Below are 18,134 nucleotides of genomic sequence, written 5' to 3'. Positions count from 1 at the left end.
GAAGGATGATGCAGGCGTGCGGGGCGCAGCGTCGATGGGGCGAGCGGCTACAGCCGCTCGATCGCCAGCGCCACGCCCTGGCCGACGCCGATGCACATGGTCGCCAGCCCGCGGCGGCCGCCCGTGGCCTCGAGCTGGCGCAACAGGGTCAGGGCCAGGCGCGCGCCGCTCATGCCGAGCGGGTGGCCGAGCGCAATCGCGCCACCGTTGGCATTGACGTGCGCGGCATCGTCGGCGACGCCGAGTTCGCGCAGGCAGGCCAGGCCCTGCGCAGCGAAGGCTTCGTTGAGTTCGATCGCATCGAAGTCGCCGATGGACAGCCCCAGCCGCGCCAGCAGCTTGCGCGTGGCCGGCACCGGGCCGATGCCCATGTAGGCCGGTTCCACGCCGGCGCTGGCGAAGCCCAGCACGCGCGCACGCGGGGTCAGGCCCAGCGCCTGCACCTGCGCGGCGCTGGCCAGCAGCAGCGCGGCGGCGCCGTCGTTGATGCCCGAGGCGTTGCCGGCGGTGACGGTACCGGGCTGGCGGAAGATCGGCTTGAGCCTGGCCAGCGCCTCGGGCGTGGTGTCGGCGCGCGGATGTTCGTCGACACCGACCTCGATGGTCTCGCCGCGCTTCCTGCCCGGGGCGGTCACCGGCACGATCTCGCCGTCGAAGAAACCGGCCGCCTGCGCGGCGGCGGTACGCTGCTGGCTGCGCAGCGCGAAGGCGTCCTGGTCCTCGCGCGAGATGCCGTGGCGCGCGGCCACGTTCTCGGCGGTCTCGCCCATCAGCTCCACACCATAGCGCTGCTGCATCTTCGGATTGACGAAGCGCCAGCCCATGGTGGTGTCTTCGAGCTGCTGGTTGCGGGCGAAGGCGCTCTCGGCCTTGCCCATCACCCACGGCGCGCGCGACATCGACTCCACGCCGCCGGCGATGGCCAGGTCCAACTCGCCGGCGCGGATGCCGCGCGCGACGCTGCCGATGGCATCCAGGCCCGAGCCGCACAGGCGGTTGACCGTGCTGCCCGGCACGCTGAACGGCAGGCCCGCCAGCAGCAGGCTCATGCGTGCCACGTTGCGGTTGTCCTCGCCGGCCTGGTTGGCGCAGCCCAGGTAGACGTCGTCGATGCGCGCCGGATCCAGCTGCGGATGCCGCGCCAGCAGCGCCTGCAGCGGCACCGCGCCGAGATCGTCCGCACGCACCCCGGCCAGGGCGCCGCCGTAGCGGCCGATCGGCGTGCGGACGCCGTCGATGATGTAGGCCTCGTTCATGCCGCCTCCGTGGAATCGGCCAGGGTCAGCGCCAGCCCGGTGGCCTGGCGCAGGTCGTCCAGGCTCACGCCGGCGACCAGTTCGAGCACGCGCGCGCCGTCCGGCCCCAGCGCGAACACGCCCAGGTCGGTATACACCCGCGACACGCAGCGCAGCCCGGTCAACGGATAGCTGCAGGCGTTCACCAGCTTCGGTTCGCCGCGCTTGGTCAGCAGTTCCATCATCACGTAGACCTGCTTGGCACCGATCGCCAGGTCCATCGCGCCGCCAACCGCGGGGATGGCATCGGCCGCGCCGGTGCTCCAGTTGGCCAGGTCGCCGTGCACCGACACCTGGAACGCACCGAGCACGCACACGTCCAGGCGCCCGCTGCGCATCATCGCGAACGAGTCGGCGTGGTGGAAATAGCAGCCGCCGGTCAACAGCGTCACCGGTTGCTTGCCGGCGTTGATCAGGTCCAGGTCCTCCTGCCCCGGCGGCGGCGCCGGCCCCATGCCGAGCAGGCCGTTCTCGCTGTGCAGGAAGATTTCCTTGTCCGCCGGCAGGAAGTTGGCCACCGCGGTCGGCAGGCCGATGCCCAGGTTGACGTAGGCGCCCTCGGGGATGTCGCGCGCCACCCGCGCGGCCAGCGCATTGCGGTCGATGCCGCGGCTGCTCAATGCGTGCATGCGTCCTCCCGCGTGGCGCTCACCGCCACCAGCCGTTGCACGAAGATGCCCGGGGTCACCACCGCTTCCGGATCCAGCGCGCCCAGCTCCACCACCGTGTCCACCTGTACGATCGCGCAGGTCGCGGCCATCGCCATCAGCGGGCCGAAGTTGCGCGCGGTCTTGCGGTACACCAGGTTGCCCCAGCGATCGCCGCGGTAGGCCTTGATCAGCGCGAAGTCGGCGCGGATCGGATACTCCAGCACGTAGTGGCGGCCGTCGATCTCGCGGGTCTCCTTGCCGGCGGCCAGTTCGGTGCCGTAGCCGGTGGGGGTGAAGATCGCGCCCAGGCCGTTGCCGGCGGCGTGGATGCGCGCGGCCAGATTGCCCTGCGGCACCAGTTCCAGTTCCAGCTCGCCGGCGCGGTAGGCCGCGTCGAAGTGCTGCGAATCGCTCTGCCGCGGGAACGAACACACGATCTTGCGCACACGCTTGTGCTTGATCAGCGCGGCCAGCCCGGTCTCGCCGTTGCCGGCATTGTTGTTGACGATGGTGAGTTCGCGCGCGCCCTGTGCGATCAGCGCGTCGATCAGCGCATCGGGCATGCCCGCGGTGCCGAAGCCGCCGATCATCACCGTGGCGCCATCGTGGATGTCGGCCACGGCGGCGGCGCACGAGGCCATGGTCTTGTCGATCATCGGCGCCGCTCCGCCGTCGCCGGCCGGGGGCGCAGCGCACAGGGGCGCAGGCGCATTACGGGGTCTGCCACGACATCCTCCTCCAGGTCGCTTCGGGAGGCCACGTTAGGCCCGCTCCGGCGGGCGGTCAATCCGATTATCGGATGCATAGTTCGATAAACGAACAATTTAACGATGCGGCAACGGCGCGCCGCCTCGTCCCTGTTGTATACATTCGACCGTCGCCCCGCATCGGGCGACGGTGCGATGGCAGTGCAAGTCCGCCATTCGCCCGCAACACGCAAGGATCTTTCCCCAGCCTGTTGTATACACAATCGAGGTCGCCGCCATGCAGTCGTCCGCTCCGGCATTTCCGCTCAATGCCTGGTACGCCATCGCCTGGGATCACGAGGTCAAGCACGCGCTGCTGCCGCGCAAGGTGTGCAATCTGGACATCGTGCTGTACCGCACCAGCAGCGGCCGCGTCGCCGCGCTCGAGGACGCGTGTTGGCATCGCCTGGTGCCGCTGTCGATGGGCCGGCTGCGCGGCGACGACGTGGTCTGCGGCTACCACGGCCTGGTCTACGACGCGAACGGGCGCTGCGTGCACATGCCCTCGCAGGACACCATCAATCCGTCCGCCTGCGTGCGCCGCTTCCCCACCGTGGAGCGGCACCGCTACGTCTGGGTGTGGCCGGGCGATGCGGCGCTGGCCGATCCGGCGCTGGTGCCGGACCTGCACTGGAACGACGACCCGGCCTGGGCCGGCGACGGCCGCACCATCCACGTCAAATGCGACTACCGGCTGGTGCTGGACAACCTGATGGATCTGACCCACGAGACCTTCGTGCACGGCTCCAGCATCGGCCAGGATGAGGTCGCCGAAGCGCCGTTCGACGTGGTCCACGGCGAACGCAGCACGGTGGTCTCGCGCTGGATGCTCGACATCGACCCGCCGCCGTTCTGGGCCTGGCAGATCGAACACGCGCACGGCTACCGCGGCAAGGTCGACCGCTGGCAGATCATCCGTTTCGAGGCGCCGTGCACCATCGCCATCGATGTCGGCGTGGCAGTGGCCGGCAGCGGCGCGCCGCAGGGCGACCGCTCGCGCGGCGTCAACGGCTACGTGCTCAACACCATTACTCCGGAAACCGACCGCACCTGCCACTACTTCTGGGCGTTCGCGCGCAACCATTCGCTGCACGAGCAGTCGATCACCACGCGCCTGCGCGACAGCGTCAGCGGTGTGTTCGGCGAGGACGAACTGGTGCTGGAAGCGCAGCAGCGCGCCATCGACGCGCACCCGGACCACGTGTTCTACAACCTCAACGTCGATGCCGGCGGCATGTGGGCGCGGCGCCTGATCGAGCGCATGGTCGCCGCCGAGCAGCGCAACCAGGACCTGCAGCTGCGCATGGTCGGCTGAGCCCGCCCCGCCCTGTCGCACAGGAACCCGCCATGCCCGCCGCGCATCCGTTCCGCTCCAGCGCCGCACAGACCACCCGCGCGCTGCTGGAACTGCGCGAACTGATCCTGGCCGGCGAGCTGGCCGCCGGCGAACGCCTGTCCGAGGTCGCCCTGGTGGAGCGCCTGGGCGCCTCGCGCACGCCGGTGCGCGCCGCCCTGCAGCGGCTCGCCGAGGAAGGCCTGGTGCAGCCGCTGCGGGGCGGCGGTTACGCGGTGCAGGCATTCGACGAGCGCGACGTGGACGATGCCATCGAACTGCGCGGCACCCTGGAAGGCCTGGCGGCGCGGCGCGCCGCCGAACGTGGCGCCGATCCGGCACTGCTGGCGCAGGCGCAGGCGCTGCTGGCCCGGATCGACGCGGTGCTGGCGCCGCGACCGCTGAGCGAGCAGGCCTTCGCCCACTATGTCGACTGCAACGCGCAGTTGCACGCGCTGCTGTTCGAGATGGCCGGCAGCGCGCTGTTGTCGCGCGAGTTCGCGCGGGTGACGCAGCTGCCGTTCGCCTCGCCCAGCAGCTTCGTGCTCGAACGCGCCCAGGCTGCCACCGTGCTGTCGATCGCGCAGGACCAGCACCGCCAGGTGCTGGACGCGATCGTGCGCCGCGAAGGCGCGCGCGCCGAAGCGCTGATGCGCGAACACGCGCGGCTGGCGCAGCGCAACGCCCACCACGCCCTGCACGACCAGAACGCGCTGGGCCAGATTCCCGGCAGCCGCCTGCTGCGGCGCCGCCCGCCCGCCTGATCGCGGAACATCCCGTACCCGCCCCCCTTCCCGCCTGCCGGACCCCGCCATGCGCAAAGACACCCAGTGGACCATCGCCCGCGTCGTCGCCGTTGCCACGCCCTGCCAGGACGTACGCGAGATCGTGCTCGATCCGGGCAGCGCCAGCCGCCCCTTCACCGTGGGCAGCCATCTCGACGTGCGCGTGCGCATCGGTGACGCCTGGCACGAGCGCTCCTATTCGCTGGTCGGCGAGCCTGCCGCCGATGGCCACTACCGCATCGCCGTGCGCGCGGTGCCAGACAGCCGCGGCGGTTCGCGCGCGATGTGGGCGCTGGCGCCGGGTGCGCAATTGGAGATCTCCTCGCCCAACAACCATTTCGCCCTGGACGAGACCGCCGAGCACATCGTGCTGGTCGCCGGCGGCATCGGCATCACCCCGATCCTGGGCATGGCGCAACGGCTGGCGCGCGGGCGCATCCCGTTCCAACTGCTCTACGCCGGCCGCAGCCGCGCCAGCATGGCCTACCTGGAGCATCTGCAGGAGCTGCTTGGCGAGCGCCTGCAGCTGTTCTGCCCGGAGCATCTGGGCCAACTCGAGCTGGCCGCGCAGATCGCGCAATGGCCGCGCAACGCCGACGTCTATGCCTGCGGCCCGCTGCCGTTGCTGGACGAACTGCGGCAACGCTGGCGCGACGACGGCCGCGCCCGCGCGCGCCTGCATTTCGAGACCTTCGGCAACAGCGGCAACGCACCGGCGCAGCCGTTCGTGGTGCAGGTGCCGGCGCTGGGCAAGACCGTGCAGGTCGCCGAGAACGAGTCGCTGCTGGATGCGCTGAGCGCGGCCGGCGTGGAAGTCATGGCCGACTGCCGCCGCGGCGAATGCGGCCTGTGCGTGGTCGAGGTGCTGGAAGCCGCCGCACCGCTGGACCATCGCGACGTGTTCCTCAGCGACGAGCAGCGCCACAGCAACCGCAAGCTGTGCGCCTGCGTCTCGCGCGCGCTCGGCGGCAGCCTCAGCATCGACACCGGCTACCGCGCCGACGCGTTCTGACGCGCAGGCGCGGCGCCACCCACACACACCGCAGGCGCCGTCCGCCGCAGTGGGTGGCGCCTGCGGGTTTTCAACATCATCCGTGCGGGATCACTTGGTCGCCGCGTCCCAATGCTCCTGGATCTTGCCGTTCTGGATGCGGAACATGTCGAACCAGGTGGTGGTGTAGGTCTTGCTGGCGTCCTTGGGATCGGGCAGCGTGCGCACCGACACCAGGGTCACGTAGTCGCCCTCGGCCAGGATCGCCACCAGCGGCAACTGCACGCGCGGCTGGATCGGCGTCGGCTTGACGAAGGAGGTCAGGAACGCCAGGAACGCATCGCGGCCGTTGGCCACGTTGGGGTTGTGCTGGATGTAGTCCTTGGCCATGTACAGCGGCGCATATTCGGTGTGCCCCGCTTCGAACACGATGCGCCAGAAATCGTAGACCAGGCGCTTGTTGGCGGTGGTGCGCCAGTCCTCGCCGTGCAGCAGCTGCGCGTGGTTGGGATTGGCGGTGACCGCGGTCTGCGCGAACGCGGACGCGGCGGGGAGCGCAAGCAGCAGCGCCAGCAGGCAGGCCTGAAAACGGATCTTCATGGAAGACTCTCCGATGGGGGAACAGGGGGATGCGCGATGACGACGCGCTGCCGCGATGCGCGGCAGCGATGGCACCGGCGCGACTGCAGCGTAGCAACGCGCACGGCCTGCGCAACGCAGGAGACCGCGAAAACACGCGGATTTACCGGCTTTTTTCCTAGTCTGGGAGAATCGCCACAATTACCTCGACCTCAGAAATGGCAAGGTCGCACGCACCTAAATGTGCGTATGCAACGCATGGCGCAGCGACGCATTGGCGGTCTGCTCCGTCATCCACCGGCTCGTTTGATCGCCATCATCGATCGCGATGCTCGACGACTCTTCTGTCGAGAGTGGGGATTCGGGATTGGGGATTGGAAGAAAGCGGAGACGGGCGCGATCAACATGCGAAGAGGGACTGGGGCGCCACGTGGCAAATCCCCAATCCCGACTCCCCAATCCCCGCTCTAAACCGCCAACGGCAGTCCCGCGTAGTTCTCGGCAATGGTCGCGCGGCCGGCCGCGCTGCCGAGCAGGTAGTCCAGTTCCGCATCGTGCAGGCGGCGGCTGAACGCGTCCTCGTCCGGGAAGCGATGCAGCATCGTGGTCATCCACCAGGAGAAGCGCTCGGCCTTCCACACGCGTTGCAAGGCCAGTTCCGAATAGCGCTGCAACGGCGCGTCGCTGCGCGCCTGCTGCGCCTGCGCGAACAGCTGCGCGAGCAGACCGACGTCGCCGGCGGCCAGGTTCAGGCCCTTGGCGCCGGTCGGCGGCACGATGTGCGCGGCATCGCCGGCCAGGAACAGGCGGCCGTACTGCATCGGCTCGGCGACGTAGCTGCGCAGCGGCGCGATGCTCTTCTCCAGCGAGGGGCCGGTGACCAGCGCCTGCGCCACGTCGTCGGGCAGGCGGCGGCGCAGTTCGTCCCAGAAACGCTCGTCCGACCAGTCCTCGACCCGCTCGTCCGCCGGCACCTGCACGTAGTAGCGGGTGCGGGTGGGCGAGCGCATGCTGCACAGCGCGAAGCCGCGCGCGTTGCGCGCATAGATCAGTTCGTCGGCCACCGGCGGGGTGTCCGCCAGCACGCCCAGCCAGCCGAACGGATAGACCCGCTCGTACACGCGCAGCACCTCGGCCGGGATGGCGCGGCGGCTGACCCCGTGGAAGCCGTCGCAGCCGACCACGTAGTCGCAGTCCAGGCGCTGCGCGGCGCCGTCGTGCACGAAGCGCAGCCAGGGCTGCCGCCCGTCGATGTCGTGCAGCTGCACATCCTCGACGGAATAGAGGGTGGTGGCGCCGGCGGCGCGGCGTGCGTCCATCAGGTCGCGGGTCACTTCGGTCTGGCCGTAGACGGTGACCGCACGGCCGCCGGTCGCCGCGCTCAGTTCGATGCGTTCGCGGCGCTGCTCCAGCGCCAGCTCGAAGCCATGGTGGACGATGCCTTCGCGCTGCATGCGCGCGCCGGCACCGGCGGCGCACAGCAGGTCGGCGGTGCCCTGTTCCAGCACGCCGGCGCGGATCCGCGACAGCACGTGCTCGGGCGTCTGCCGCTCGACGATGACGGTGTCGATGCCGTGGCCGTGCAGCAACTGTCCGAGCAGCAATCCGGCCGGGCCGGCGCCGACGATGGCGACCTGGGTACGCATGCGTCCTCCGAAGGATGGGACCGACGCACAGTGTTCCGGCTGCGGCGTGCCGAGGACATGGATCATTGCGATCGATTCCGGTACTTTTCGCCGATGCCCCGCACCGCTTCAGCTGCCGCCACGTCGCCGGTCACGGTCCCGGCCTTCCGCCTGTACGGCGAGACCGGCGACCGCGAGACACCGGACCTGTTGCACTGGGAATCCATCGCCGCGCGCAGCCGCCTGCACGACTGGCACATCCGCCCGCACCGCCACGACGACCTGCTGCAACTGCTGTATCTGCAGCGCGGCAGCGCCGGCCTGCACTTGGACGGAACGCAGCAGCGCCTGCGCGGGCCGTGCCTGCTGCTGTTGCCGCCGCTGTGCGTGCATGGCTTCCGCTTCCAGCGCAACGTGCGCGGCCATATCGTGACCGTGTCGGCACCACTGCGGCAGCGCCTGGCGGCGCAGTGGCCGAGCCTGGAGGAGGCGCTGACGCGGCCGGCCTGCCTGCCGGCGGGCGAGCAGCACCCGATGCTGGACGCCTGCTTCGCCGCCATCGCCGCCGAACACGCGCAGCGCCGCCCCGGCCGCGAACCGATGCTGCAGGCGCTGGCGACGCAGGCCTTGCTGTGGGCCGCGCGCGGGGCGCTGGCGCAGGCGCATGCCGATCCGCACGATGCCGACCGCGGCGCGCGCCACGTGCGCGCCTACACCGCACTGATCGACGCGCACTACCGCGAACACTGGCCGCTGGCCCGCTACGCCGACCGGCTCGGGCTGAGCCGCAGCCATCTCAACACGCTGTGCCGGCGCCTGGCCGGCGCCTCGGCGCTGGAACTGCTGCAGCGCCGGATCATGCTCGAGGCGCGGCGCAGCCTGGTCTACACCACGTTGACCGTGCAGCAGCTCGCCACGGTGCTGGGCTATGCGGATGCGGCGTACTTCAGCCGCTGCTTCCGCCGGCATGCAGGGTGTTCGCCGATCCAGTTCCGGCAGCGGGCGCAGGAGTGACAGGATCCGCGGCCAGCACGACGATCGCGGTGCCGTCGCTCTCCTGTGGGAGGGACTTCAGTCCCGACGCGGGATCGATGATCGACCAGTCCCGCTTCGTTCGTCGCGGCTGAAGCCGCTCCTACGACTGGGCTGCGCGTCCGTCGTAGGAGCGGCTTCAGCCGCGACAAGATGTTCCAACCCCCCACGCTAACGGATCAAGCACGACTCCCGCACGCGAGTGCTGTGCTGATCGGCAAGACGCATCGCCGGGCGCCACACCGACGCCCGGCGAACCACACTCAGAACGGATACTGCGGCGCGCTGTCCTGGATCGTCACCCACTGCCAGTGCGTGTACTGGCCCCAGTCGGCCGGGCCGCCCATGCTGGTGCCGTTGCCGGAGGCGCCGGTGCCGCCGAACGGGTTGGTGACTTCGTCGGCCACGGTCTGGTCGTTGATGTGCAGCAGGCCGGTGTGCAGGCGTTCGCCCAGCGCCATCGCGCGGCCGACCGAGGCCGAGAGGATGCCGGCCGACAGGCCGTATTCGGTCTGGTTGGCCAGCGCCACCGCGTCGTCGTCGCTGTCGAAGGCGATCACGTTGGCGACCGGGCCGAATACTTCTTCCTCGAACGCCGGCATGCCCGGCTGCACGTTCGACAGCACCGTGGCCGCGTAGAACAGGCCATCGTGGGTGCCGCCGGCCTCGATCACGGCGCCCGCCGCCACCGAGGCATCGACCACGTCCTTGACGTGCTGCAGCTGGCGCTGGTCGATGATCGGGCCGAGCGCCACGTGTGCGGTGGCCGGGTCGCCGACCGGCAGGTGCCGCGCCTTCTCCGCCAGGCGCCGGGTCAGTTCGGCGGCGATACTGCGCTGGACCAGCACGCGGCCGGTGGCCATGCAGATCTGTCCCTGGTGGAAGTAGGCGCCGAAGGCGATCGCCGACACCGCCTTGTCCAGGTCGGCATCGTCGAGCACGATCAGCGAATTCTTGCCGCCCAGTTCCAGCGCGGTCTTCTTCAGGTGCTTGCCGGCCAGCTCGCCGATGCGGCGGCCGGCGGCAGTGGAGCCGGTGAACGCGATCATCGGCACGCCCGGCGCCTCGACCAGGGCCTGGCCAGCATCCGCGCCGCCCGGCAGCACGTGCAGCAGGCCCTTCGGCAGGCCGGCCTGCTGCAGCAACTCGGCGATGACGAAGCCGCCGGCGTACGGCGTGCGCGGATCGGGCTTGAGCACCACCGCATTGCCGACCGCCAGCGCCGGCGCCACCGAGCGCAGCGACAACACCAGCGGGAAGTTGAACGGCGAGATCACCCCGACCACGCCCAGCGGCAGGCGCCGTGCCAGGCTCAGCCGGCCCGGCGCGGTCGGCAGCACCTGGCCCTGCGCCTGCAGCGGCATCGCCGCGGCCTGCTGCAGCAGCACGATCGCCTCACGGACCTCGTGCTCGCCCTTGGGCAAGATGCCGCCGGTCTCGCGCGCGATCAGCGCCGCGGCCGCGGCCGCATGCTGCTGCAGCACCTGCGCGGCGCGATGGAACACGGCCGCACGCTCACGCGGCGGCGTGGCGGCCCAGGCGCGTTGCGCGGCGCGCGCCTGCGCCACCGCCGCGGTCACGTCGGCGGCGTTGGCCTGGCCGACGCGATGCAGCGGCGTGCCGCTGCCCGGTTCGATCACCTCGAGGACGCCGCCCTGGGCGGCGATCCACTCGCCATTGAAAATGCGCTCGCTCCAGGTGGACGCGGCGGCCAGGGGTTCGGTGCTGTGCATGCTGTGTGCTCTCGTGGAAAGAGGAAGAAGAAGTCGTTCAGAGGGCGGTGGCCGCCAGGCCGCCGTCCACCGGCAGGTTGACGCCGTTGATCCAGCGCGCCGCATCGGAGGCCAGGAACACCACCGCCTCGGCGACTTCGTCGGCATAGGCCGGGCGCTTCATCTTGCCGGCGTCGGCCTGGACCCGCTCGGGCCCGAGCATGGTGACGAAATCGCCCAGGATCGGCGTGAACACCGGGCCCGGCGCGACGCTGTTGACGCGCACCGAATGCGTGGCGAACCAGTCGCGCGAGCGCAGCAGCGTCCACACGATCAGCGCTTCCTTGAAGTACTGGTAGCAGGTGTCCTGCGGCACCGGATGCGCCGCCAGCCAGTCGTGGCCGGCGGCGTAGCTGTCGGCGGCGGCCAGCTGCTTGTGCAGGTCCAGCCGCTGCGGCCACTCCGCGCCGAGGATGGAGGCGATGTTGATGATGCTGCCGCCGGGCACGATGCGCGGCAGCAGCGCCTGGCTGAGGTGGCGCAGGCCCAGGTAGTTGACCTTCGCCACCACGTCCACCGGCGCGGTGCCGGGCACGCCGGCGATGTTGGCCAGCGCGTCGATGCGCTCGGGCAACTGCGCCACCAGCGCATCGATCGAGGCCGGGTCGCCGAGATCGGCCTGGTGGAAGCCGTGCAGGGTCATGTTGACCGGCTGGCGGTCGATGCCGATCACCGTGGCGCCGTGGAAGCGCGCCAGGCGCGCGACCTCGGCGCCGATGCCGGAGGCCACGCCGGTGACGAGGAGGGTCTTGTTGTGCAGGTTCATGGCAGCGCGTGTCCGTTGCGGGGTTGGGCGTCAGAAGACGTGGACGTACTGGACGTTGACGTTGTGGCCGGAAGGCGCGTTCTTGACCTCCACCGGCATGTAGAAATTGGCGTTGAAGATGTTCTTCCGATCGATCCGCCACGACAGGCCGGGGCCGAGATAGAACTGGGTCTGCTTGCTGTCGGCGACGCGTTCGCCATTGGTGCGGTTGTCGCGCAACTGCTTGAGGTAGTAGCCGTTGATGCCCACGTGCAGATCCTTCACCACTTCCAGCGAGCTGGCGAAGTTGAGCCAGGCGGCGTCGCCGGCCTGGCCGTTGCGGAACACGAAGCCATCGCCCTGCGGCACGTTGGAGGCCTTGTCGGCGCGAAAGTTGTAGAGGTAGTTCAGGCGTCCGCTGATCTCCCAGCGCGGCGTGGGCAGGATGCTGAAGGCCCAGTTCGGCAGCACCGACCAGTAGCCCGAGCCCTGGTTGACGTCGCGATTGCGGTCGAACTTGCCGATCGGCGCCAACACGTCCAGTTCGAAGCGCTGCGAGAACACCGGGCGGCCGTCGCGGATCACCGGCGCCATCTGCAGGTATGGGCCGATGGTCAGGTCGCCCAGGCCGAGGCCGTTGTCGCGCAGCGCCACCGGGCTGTCGTAGGCGAACGACGTGTCCAGATCGACCAGCGCGGCCAGCGCAGTGATGCCGAGCGAGCCGCCGAACAGCTTGTAGTCGCTGAGGTAGGCGACCTGGGTGACCCACACCGAGGAGCCGATGTGCGGATCCCGGAACACCGGCACGTCGTCGCCGTGCGCGTCCTTGATCGCGTCGAAGTCGTAGCGGCGCAGATACTGGATCGCCGTCCAGCCCGGATCGGGTTTGCTGAAACCGTCGAAGAAACTGGTACCGCCGGTGTTGATGCCGGTCGGCAGGGTGGCGCTCTGCGGCACCGATTGCGCGGCCGCCGGGGCGACGCAGGCGATGGTCAGCAAGGCAAGCAGGGACACGCGCGCGTCGGCACGCGGCGACGAGGGAGCACGGTGGCAGACACGGGTCACAGGCAAGCACTCCAAGCGAAAGGAGAACGACGGGGTGCGGGGGGAAAGGAACGCGGACAGGCGGCGCCGCGCACAGGGCACGGCCACGTGGCGACGCGCGCCGTCAGCGGGACGCTGGCGGCGGGTCGGGAATCAACAAGGAAGACGGGCGGACGGCGCTGACCGGCCGCGGCAACAAGGACCGCTACAGACGCTCGAGCGCGTCCACCCGGTCCAGCCGGTCCAACGCCTGCAGCAATGCGCGTGCCGAGGTCACGCCGAGGGCGGTGCTGAGCTGTTGCTCCATGCGCACCACTTCGGCTTCGGCCTGCGCCAGCAGCGCCGTGCCGGGCGCCGTCAGATGCAGGTGCTGCATGCGCCGATCCTGGCGCCCGCGCACCTGGCGCAGCAGTTTGCGCTTGACCAGGCGCGCGACCACGATCGCCAGGTTCGGCGGCGACACGCTGAGCACCTCGCCCAGCTGGCGCTGGTTGATGCCCGGGTTGGCGTCCACCAGCACCAGCAGCGAATACTCCACCGGCTTCAACTCGAAGGCGCGCACGCACTCCTGGAACAGGCGCCGCACCTGCAGTTCGGTGCGGGTGATGCGATAGCCGATCAGGCTGGTCAGGCGCCGCTGGTCCACGCTGTCCGCCGTGTGCGGATCGGCGGGCAACGCGCTGCTGGACATCTCGGGACTGGGTTTCGAACTCACGGCGCTTCCTGCATGGGGCATCCTGCGACCAGGTCACGGCGGATGCGCACGCATCCATCGGCGCCGGCCGGCAACACCGTCGCCGTTGCATTGTAGGGGCATGGCCGCGCATGGTCACAACGCCGCGTCCACGCGCCGCAGCAGCGCCCGGTACGGCGCGGCCGCAGTCCACAGGCACAGCGCGCCGAGCAGCGCCGCGCCCATGCACACCACGCCCAGCGACAGGCCGACCTGGCGCTCGTCGGCGAGCACGTGGTCGGTGCCCAGCGCCACCAGGTACGGCCCCAGGCCCAGCCCGATCAGGTTGACCAGCAGCAGGTAGATCGAGGTGACCTGGCCGCGCAGGCGATTGGGGGTGACCGCCTGCAGGATCGCCGGCGCCAGCGCCACCGGCATGCCCAGCACGAACGTGGTCAGCGCGATCGCCGCCAGCGCCGGCCACGGCCCCGATGCCACCGCGAACAGCGCACTGCTGACCACCAGCAGCAAGGCCCCGACCAGCGAGATCTTCAGCGCCGCGTCGCGGCTGCCGCGCGCCGCCAGGCGGTCGGCGAGGAAGCCGCTGAACAGCATGCCGGCGATGCCGAAGGTGAGGATGATGATGCCGTAGGCCGGGCCGATCTCGCCCGGCGTCCATTGCCAGCGGCGGATGAAGGTGGCCGGCAGCCAGGCGGTGATGCCGAAGGTGATCATCGCGATCACCCCGTTGGCCAGGAACAGCGCCACGTACACCCGCGCGTTGTCGCGCAGGTGGCGCAGGTCCGGGCGCACGCTCGGCACCGCCGCGGCCTGCTCGCGCCGCGCCGGCTCGCGCACCGTGGCCATCAGCGCGATCACCGCCAGGCCGGGCAGCGCGACCAGGATGAAGGCCGCCTGCCAGGGCCGGAAGCTGCCCAGCAGCGGCAACACCACCGTGCTCTCCTTGCTGGTGGCCGCGATCACCAGGCCGCCGACGATGAACGCCGCCGCCGAGCCGATGTAGACGCCGGAGGTGTACACGCTCATCGCCCGCGCGCGCTTTTCCGGCGGGAAGTAGTCGGCCAGCATCGAGTACGCCGCCGGCGACAGCGAGGCCTCGCCGACGCCGACGAACACCCGCGCCAGGAACAGGGTGAAGAAGCTGGTGACGTAGGCGCCGGCCGCGGTCGCCGCGATCCACACCACCACGCCCAGCACGATCAGGTTGCGGCGGTTGCGGCGGTCGGCGACGCGGCCCAGCATCACCCCGATCAGCGTGTAGAACACCGCGAAGGCGAAGCCGTGGACCAGGCTGAAGGCCGAGTCGGACAGCTGCAGGTCGCGTTTGATCGGCTGCACCAGCAGACCGAGGATCTGCCGGTCGACGAAGGACAGCGTGTAGGCCAGCAACAGCACGATGGTGACGTACCACGCATACAGCGGGCGGTACGGCGCAGACGATGGCAGCGGATCGCGCATGGGAAGGCTCCGGCTCAGAAGCGCAGGGTCAGGAAGGGGGCGATGTAGAAGTAGTCGCGGCCACGGACCGGTCCCTCGCGCAGGAACGGCCCGGCCTGGGTGTAGTGGGCGTACACGTCCAGGCTGGCGAAGGCGTTGAAGCGGTACTTCACCCACAGCACCGAGCGCGTGCCGATGTCGCGCGCATCGTTGGCATCGCCCGGCTGCAGCACCCGCCAGCCGGCGGCGTACACGCCGTCGTGCAGGCTCTGCCGTTGCAGCTTGAGCACGTACATGTCGATCCACAGCCGTTCGCTGGGACGCAGCACCAGCTCCGGGCCGATGGCGCGCACGTTGCTGCTGATCATGCTGCCGTCGAACACCGAGGCGCGCGCGTACAGGCCGTTGAAGGTGTTCAGTTCGCCATCGCGCGGATCGCGGTCGCCGGAGGACGCCTCCATGCGCCAGCCCAGGCGCGGCGTCCACGCGGTCTTGGCGAAGGTGTAGCCGCCGAACAGCGTGCCCTGCCAGGCGCGCACGCGCTGGCCGGCGAAATGGCCGCGCTGGCCGATCAGTTCCAGGTCGTAGTCCCAGCCCTGCACCGCGCCGCTCAGGCGCGTGGACAGGGTGTGCCGATGCTCCTCGCCGACCACCTCGCCATAGCGGCGCCCGTCCTGCACGGTGTCCAGGTACAGCGTCTCCAGCAGCGCCGCCTTCGGCTGGCTGGGCGACAACGGCACTTCGGCATGTGCGCCCCACAGGCGCTGGTCGCGGTTGGTGCGGTCGTCGAAACTGCCGGTACGGGTCAGCACCGGGCGCCCCCACAGCAGGCCGCCGCTCCAGCGCGGCTGCCGGGTCAGCAGGCGCACCGCATCGAACGGCATGCGCGAATTGGCCGGATCGCGCGGGTCGAGCAGGCGCTGCCAGCCGTAGGCGATCTGCTGGCGGCCGGCGCGCAGGCGCCAGGCGGGTTCCTTCTGCCCGTCGGACAGTTCGACGAAACCCTGCGCCAGGTCCAGCGGGTTGCGGTCGGTGGCCTGCACCGGCCGCGTCTGCAGGCCGGCCACGCGGCTGTCGGCCAGTTCGCCGAACAGACGCACATACGCCGAGGGCCGGTAGTCGGCCCAAAGCCGCAGGCGTTGCTGCGCGTAGCCGTGCGGATCGGTGGCGAAGCGGCCGAAGCCGGCGTGCTCGCGATAGTCGTACAGCGTGCGGCTCTCGCCGCCGAGGCTGAGCCAGCCATCGCCGAGCGGGATGTACTTCCACTGCTCCCAGCCCTGGCGCGGCTGCGCGGCCAACGCCGAATAGTCTTCCTGATCGGCCAGCAACTTGCCCTGCGGGCCGTTGTTTTCTGCATCGGCCTGGCCGCAGCCGACGCTGCACAACATTGCCAGGCACACGGCACGGGGCGCACGCCGCGCGCGCGCAAGAGGCACAGTCATCGATTCCCTCCCAAGTCTCGAAGCCAGTGGTGCGAAGAAGCGCGATCCGGCTAGCCGGTGGCGCGGTCGGGTGGCCCGGTCATGACGGCGACGCCGCCACCGCGCCCGGCGCGGTCCCGGCGTAGAGCTGTTCGACCAGCGCCGCACGCGCACGCAGCACGTTGCGCTGGTTGATCGAGCCCTTGTCGGTGATCTCGCCGGTCTCCAGGCTCGGCGGCTGTTCCAGCCAGGCTGCGCATGCGACATGGCTGGCGCTGCCGGTGGCGCTGCGGTTGAGCGTATCGAGCAGGCGCTGCAGCCAGGCGCGCACCGGCGGCGCCTGCAGCACCTGCGCCGCCTCGGCCTGCGCCGGCAGCCCCGACAACGCCTGTAGCGCGTCCAGCCGCGGGAACAGCAGCAGGCCGATGGCGTCGCGGTCGGCGCCGGTCACCACCACGTCCTGCACGTAGGCGGCGCCTTCCATCAGCACGCGCGTGCGCAGCGGGCCGACGCTGACGAACACGCCGGAGGACAGCTTGAAATCCTCGGCCAGGCGCCCGTCGAACAACAGCCCGTGCTCGGGGTGCTGCGGATCGATCGGCTTGAGCGCATCGCCGGAGCGGTAGAAGCCCTCCTCGTCGAAGGCCTCGGCGGTCTGCTGCGGCGCGTTCCAGTAGCCCGGCATCACGTGCGGCCCGCGGAAGCGCGCTTCCAGCTTGTCGCCGACCGGCACCAGCTTGACCTCGCAGCCCGGTGCCGGCACGCCGACGTCGCCAGGCGTGTTGCTGGTACCGTGGGTGAAGGTGCACGAGGGCGCGCACTCGGTCATGCCCAGGCCGGCGAGCATGCGGATGCGCTCGCCGCAATGCGCCTCGGCGATGCGCTCCAGGCGGTCCCAGACCTCCTGCGACAATGCCGCGGCGGCGAAGAAGAACATGCGCATGCGCGACAGGAAGGTCTCGCGCAGCGCCGCATCCTGTTCCAGCGCCTGCGCCAGCTGTTCCCAGCCGCGCGGCACGCTCAGGTACACGGTGGGCGCGATCTCGCGCAGGTTGCGCAGGGTCTGCTGGAACAGCGCCGGGGTCGGCTTGCCGTCGTCCAGATAGAAGCTGCCGCCGTTGTACAGGGCGATGCCGATGTTGTGGCTGCCGCCGAAGGTGTGGTTCCACGGCAGCCAGTCGACCAGCACCGGCGTCTGCCCGAGCACCGGGAAGGTCTGCAGCAGCATCTGCTGGTTCGCGCACAACATGCGCTGGGTGGTGATCACCGCCTTGGGCAGCAGGGTGGAGCCGGAGGTGAACAGGAACTTGGCGATGCTGTCCGGGCCGCAGGCGGCGAAGGCGGCATCGGCGGCGTCCAGCGCGCGCGGCGCCAGCAACTCCTCGAAGCGCAGGCAGGCGCGATCGCGCAGGGTGCCGCGCACGCACACTGCCGGTACATCGGCGGAGAACACGGCAGCGATCGCCGGGGCGAACGCGTCGCCGTCGCTGGCCAACAACAGCCCCGGGCGCAGCACCTCGGCCACATGCCGCAGCTTGGCGTAATCGCGCGACAGCAGGGCATAGCCCGGCGACACCGGGCAGTACGGGATGCCGGCATACATCGCCGCGAACGCCACCTGCAAGTGCTCCAGATCGTTGCCGGACAGGATCGCCAGCGGCCGTTGCGCCGACAGGCCCATGTCCAGCAGGTGCGCGGCGATGCGGCGGGTGCGCTCGAGCATCTGCGCGTAGCTCAGGCGCCGCCACTGCCCCTCTTCGTCGCGCTGCGCCACGAAGGTCGCATCGGGGGTGTGCAGCGCCCAGTGCTGCAGGCGTTGCAGCAGGTGCCGTGGCAGCGGCGCCAGCGGTTCGCGTGCGCGCAGGCGCAGCACGCCGTCGGCATCGCGGTGGACCTCGGTATCGGCGTGGCTCAGTCCGACAGGACGGTAGCGCACGGCGGTGGCAACGGACTCAGCGGCATTCATCGGAACCATCCGGAGGAGA

At 70.4% G+C, this 18,134-nt stretch carries 16 protein-coding genes; 4 read left to right on the top strand and 12 right to left on the bottom strand.

Translation table 11 applies throughout. From position 1 onward, the window contains the following. Positions 1-47: 47 nt before the first annotated feature. Genes pcaF through FHR56_RS19585 form a run of 3 tightly spaced genes read right to left on the bottom strand, consistent with a single transcriptional unit; the run spans position 48 to position 2,601 of the window. On the bottom strand, positions 48-1,256 hold the full coding sequence (pcaF, locus tag FHR56_RS19595; protein ID WP_160946821.1) for a 3-oxoadipyl-CoA thiolase: 1,209 nt from the start codon (positions 1,254-1,256) through the stop codon (positions 48-50). After that, positions 1,253-1,924: a 3-oxoacid CoA-transferase subunit B gene (locus FHR56_RS19590; RefSeq protein WP_184502834.1), complete on the bottom strand. Its 672-nt coding sequence runs from the start codon at positions 1,922-1,924 to the stop codon at positions 1,253-1,255. The genes pcaF and FHR56_RS19590 overlap by 4 nt, the downstream gene beginning before the upstream one ends. Further along, complete coding sequence (locus FHR56_RS19585; protein WP_160946822.1) at positions 1,912-2,601, bottom strand: 3-oxoacid CoA-transferase subunit A; 690 nt, start codon at positions 2,599-2,601, stop codon at positions 1,912-1,914. The genes FHR56_RS19590 and FHR56_RS19585 overlap by 13 nt, the downstream gene beginning before the upstream one ends. Before the next feature lie 328 nt (positions 2,602-2,929). Between FHR56_RS19585 and FHR56_RS19580 the strand changes: the two genes are divergently transcribed. The 3 genes from FHR56_RS19580 to FHR56_RS19570 are packed head-to-tail and all read left to right on the top strand — an operon-like array spanning position 2,930 to position 5,821. Further along, the gene (locus tag FHR56_RS19580; protein ID WP_160946823.1) at positions 2,930-4,006 is read left to right on the top strand and encodes an aromatic ring-hydroxylating dioxygenase subunit alpha; all 1,077 of its coding nucleotides are present in this window, start codon (positions 2,930-2,932) and stop codon (positions 4,004-4,006) included. A gap of 32 nt (positions 4,007-4,038) precedes the next feature. Then, the gene (locus FHR56_RS19575) at positions 4,039-4,788 is read left to right on the top strand and encodes a GntR family transcriptional regulator (protein ID WP_160946824.1); all 750 of its coding nucleotides are present in this window, start codon (positions 4,039-4,041) and stop codon (positions 4,786-4,788) included. 49 nt (positions 4,789-4,837) lie between these two features. Continuing rightward, entirely contained in the window at positions 4,838-5,821 is a 984-nt protein-coding gene (locus FHR56_RS19570) for a PDR/VanB family oxidoreductase (RefSeq protein ID WP_160946825.1), read from the top strand. 90 nt (positions 5,822-5,911) lie between these two features. Here FHR56_RS19570 and FHR56_RS19565 read toward each other — a convergent pair whose 3' ends face one another. Beyond that, a complete protein-coding gene (locus FHR56_RS19565; protein ID WP_160946826.1) occupies positions 5,912-6,400 on the bottom strand; it encodes a nuclear transport factor 2 family protein in 489 nt (162 codons plus the stop codon). 446 nt (positions 6,401-6,846) lie between these two features. After that, positions 6,847-8,025: a 4-hydroxybenzoate 3-monooxygenase gene (pobA, locus tag FHR56_RS19560; RefSeq protein WP_160946827.1), complete on the bottom strand. Its 1,179-nt coding sequence runs from the start codon at positions 8,023-8,025 to the stop codon at positions 6,847-6,849. A gap of 93 nt (positions 8,026-8,118) precedes the next feature. Between pobA and FHR56_RS19555 the strand changes: the two genes are divergently transcribed. Beyond that, entirely contained in the window at positions 8,119-9,018 is a 900-nt protein-coding gene (locus FHR56_RS19555; RefSeq protein WP_160946828.1) for a helix-turn-helix domain-containing protein, read from the top strand. Positions 9,019-9,299: 281 nt separating this feature from the next. On the opposite strand, the gene FHR56_RS19550 is transcribed toward FHR56_RS19555, so the two are convergent. The 7 genes from FHR56_RS19550 to FHR56_RS19520 form a co-directional block, all read right to left on the bottom strand. Then, positions 9,300-10,769, bottom strand: coding sequence for a benzaldehyde dehydrogenase (locus FHR56_RS19550; RefSeq protein WP_160946829.1), 1,470 nt, complete (start codon positions 10,767-10,769; stop codon positions 9,300-9,302). 37 nt (positions 10,770-10,806) lie between these two features. After that, positions 10,807-11,574, bottom strand: a complete 768-nt coding sequence (locus FHR56_RS19545) for a coniferyl-alcohol dehydrogenase (RefSeq protein WP_160946830.1) — start codon at positions 11,572-11,574, stop codon at positions 10,807-10,809. Positions 11,575-11,604: 30 nt separating this feature from the next. Further along, positions 11,605-12,567, bottom strand: coding sequence for a transporter (locus tag FHR56_RS19540; protein ID WP_160946831.1), 963 nt, complete (start codon positions 12,565-12,567; stop codon positions 11,605-11,607). 235 nt (positions 12,568-12,802) lie between these two features. Then, positions 12,803-13,288: a MarR family transcriptional regulator gene (locus tag FHR56_RS19535; protein WP_160946879.1), complete on the bottom strand. Its 486-nt coding sequence runs from the start codon at positions 13,286-13,288 to the stop codon at positions 12,803-12,805. Positions 13,289-13,426: 138 nt separating this feature from the next. Then, complete coding sequence (locus FHR56_RS19530; RefSeq protein WP_160946832.1) at positions 13,427-14,749, bottom strand: MFS transporter; 1,323 nt, start codon at positions 14,747-14,749, stop codon at positions 13,427-13,429. Positions 14,750-14,763: 14 nt separating this feature from the next. Beyond that, complete coding sequence (locus tag FHR56_RS19525) at positions 14,764-16,170, bottom strand: alginate export family protein (protein WP_237473127.1); 1,407 nt, start codon at positions 16,168-16,170, stop codon at positions 14,764-14,766. 79 nt (positions 16,171-16,249) lie between these two features. Next, a complete protein-coding gene (locus FHR56_RS19520) occupies positions 16,250-18,115 on the bottom strand; it encodes a feruloyl-CoA synthase (RefSeq protein ID WP_160946833.1) in 1,866 nt (621 codons plus the stop codon). Between the last annotated feature and the right edge of the window lie 19 nt (positions 18,116-18,134).

It is taken from the genome of Xanthomonas sp. F10 (genome assembly GCF_014206815.1).
Classification (GTDB): Bacteria; Pseudomonadota; Gammaproteobacteria; order Xanthomonadales; family Xanthomonadaceae; genus Xanthomonas_A; species Xanthomonas_A indica.
This window is presented reverse-complemented; position numbering and strand designations above follow the sequence as displayed.

Excerpts from the sequence above, each read along its gene's own strand:
- pcaF (WP_160946821.1), bottom strand. The coding sequence starts at position 1,256 with ATGAACGAGGCCTACATCATCGACGGCGTCCGCACGCCGATCGGCCGC.
- FHR56_RS19590 (WP_184502834.1), bottom strand. The coding sequence starts at position 1,924 with ATGCACGCATTGAGCAGCCGCGGCATCGACCGCAATGCGCTGGCCGCG.
- FHR56_RS19585 (WP_160946822.1), bottom strand. The coding sequence starts at position 2,601 with ATGATCGACAAGACCATGGCCTCGTGCGCCGCCGCCGTGGCCGACATC.
- FHR56_RS19580 (WP_160946823.1), top strand. The coding sequence starts at position 2,930 with ATGCAGTCGTCCGCTCCGGCATTTCCGCTCAATGCCTGGTACGCCATC.
- FHR56_RS19575 (WP_160946824.1), top strand. The coding sequence starts at position 4,039 with ATGCCCGCCGCGCATCCGTTCCGCTCCAGCGCCGCACAGACCACCCGC.
- FHR56_RS19570 (WP_160946825.1), top strand. The coding sequence starts at position 4,838 with ATGCGCAAAGACACCCAGTGGACCATCGCCCGCGTCGTCGCCGTTGCC.
- FHR56_RS19565 (WP_160946826.1), bottom strand. The coding sequence starts at position 6,400 with ATGAAGATCCGTTTTCAGGCCTGCCTGCTGGCGCTGCTGCTTGCGCTC.
- pobA (WP_160946827.1), bottom strand. The coding sequence starts at position 8,025 with ATGCGTACCCAGGTCGCCATCGTCGGCGCCGGCCCGGCCGGATTGCTG.
- FHR56_RS19555 (WP_160946828.1), top strand. The coding sequence starts at position 8,119 with ATGCCCCGCACCGCTTCAGCTGCCGCCACGTCGCCGGTCACGGTCCCG.
- FHR56_RS19550 (WP_160946829.1), bottom strand. The coding sequence starts at position 10,769 with ATGCACAGCACCGAACCCCTGGCCGCCGCGTCCACCTGGAGCGAGCGC.
- FHR56_RS19545 (WP_160946830.1), bottom strand. The coding sequence starts at position 11,574 with ATGAACCTGCACAACAAGACCCTCCTCGTCACCGGCGTGGCCTCCGGC.
- FHR56_RS19535 (WP_160946879.1), bottom strand. The coding sequence starts at position 13,288 with ATGTCCAGCAGCGCGTTGCCCGCCGATCCGCACACGGCGGACAGCGTG.
- FHR56_RS19530 (WP_160946832.1), bottom strand. The coding sequence starts at position 14,749 with ATGCGCGATCCGCTGCCATCGTCTGCGCCGTACCGCCCGCTGTATGCG.
- FHR56_RS19525 (WP_237473127.1), bottom strand. The coding sequence starts at position 16,170 with ATGACTGTGCCTCTTGCGCGCGCGCGGCGTGCGCCCCGTGCCGTGTGC.
- FHR56_RS19520 (WP_160946833.1), bottom strand. The coding sequence starts at position 18,115 with ATGAATGCCGCTGAGTCCGTTGCCACCGCCGTGCGCTACCGTCCTGTC.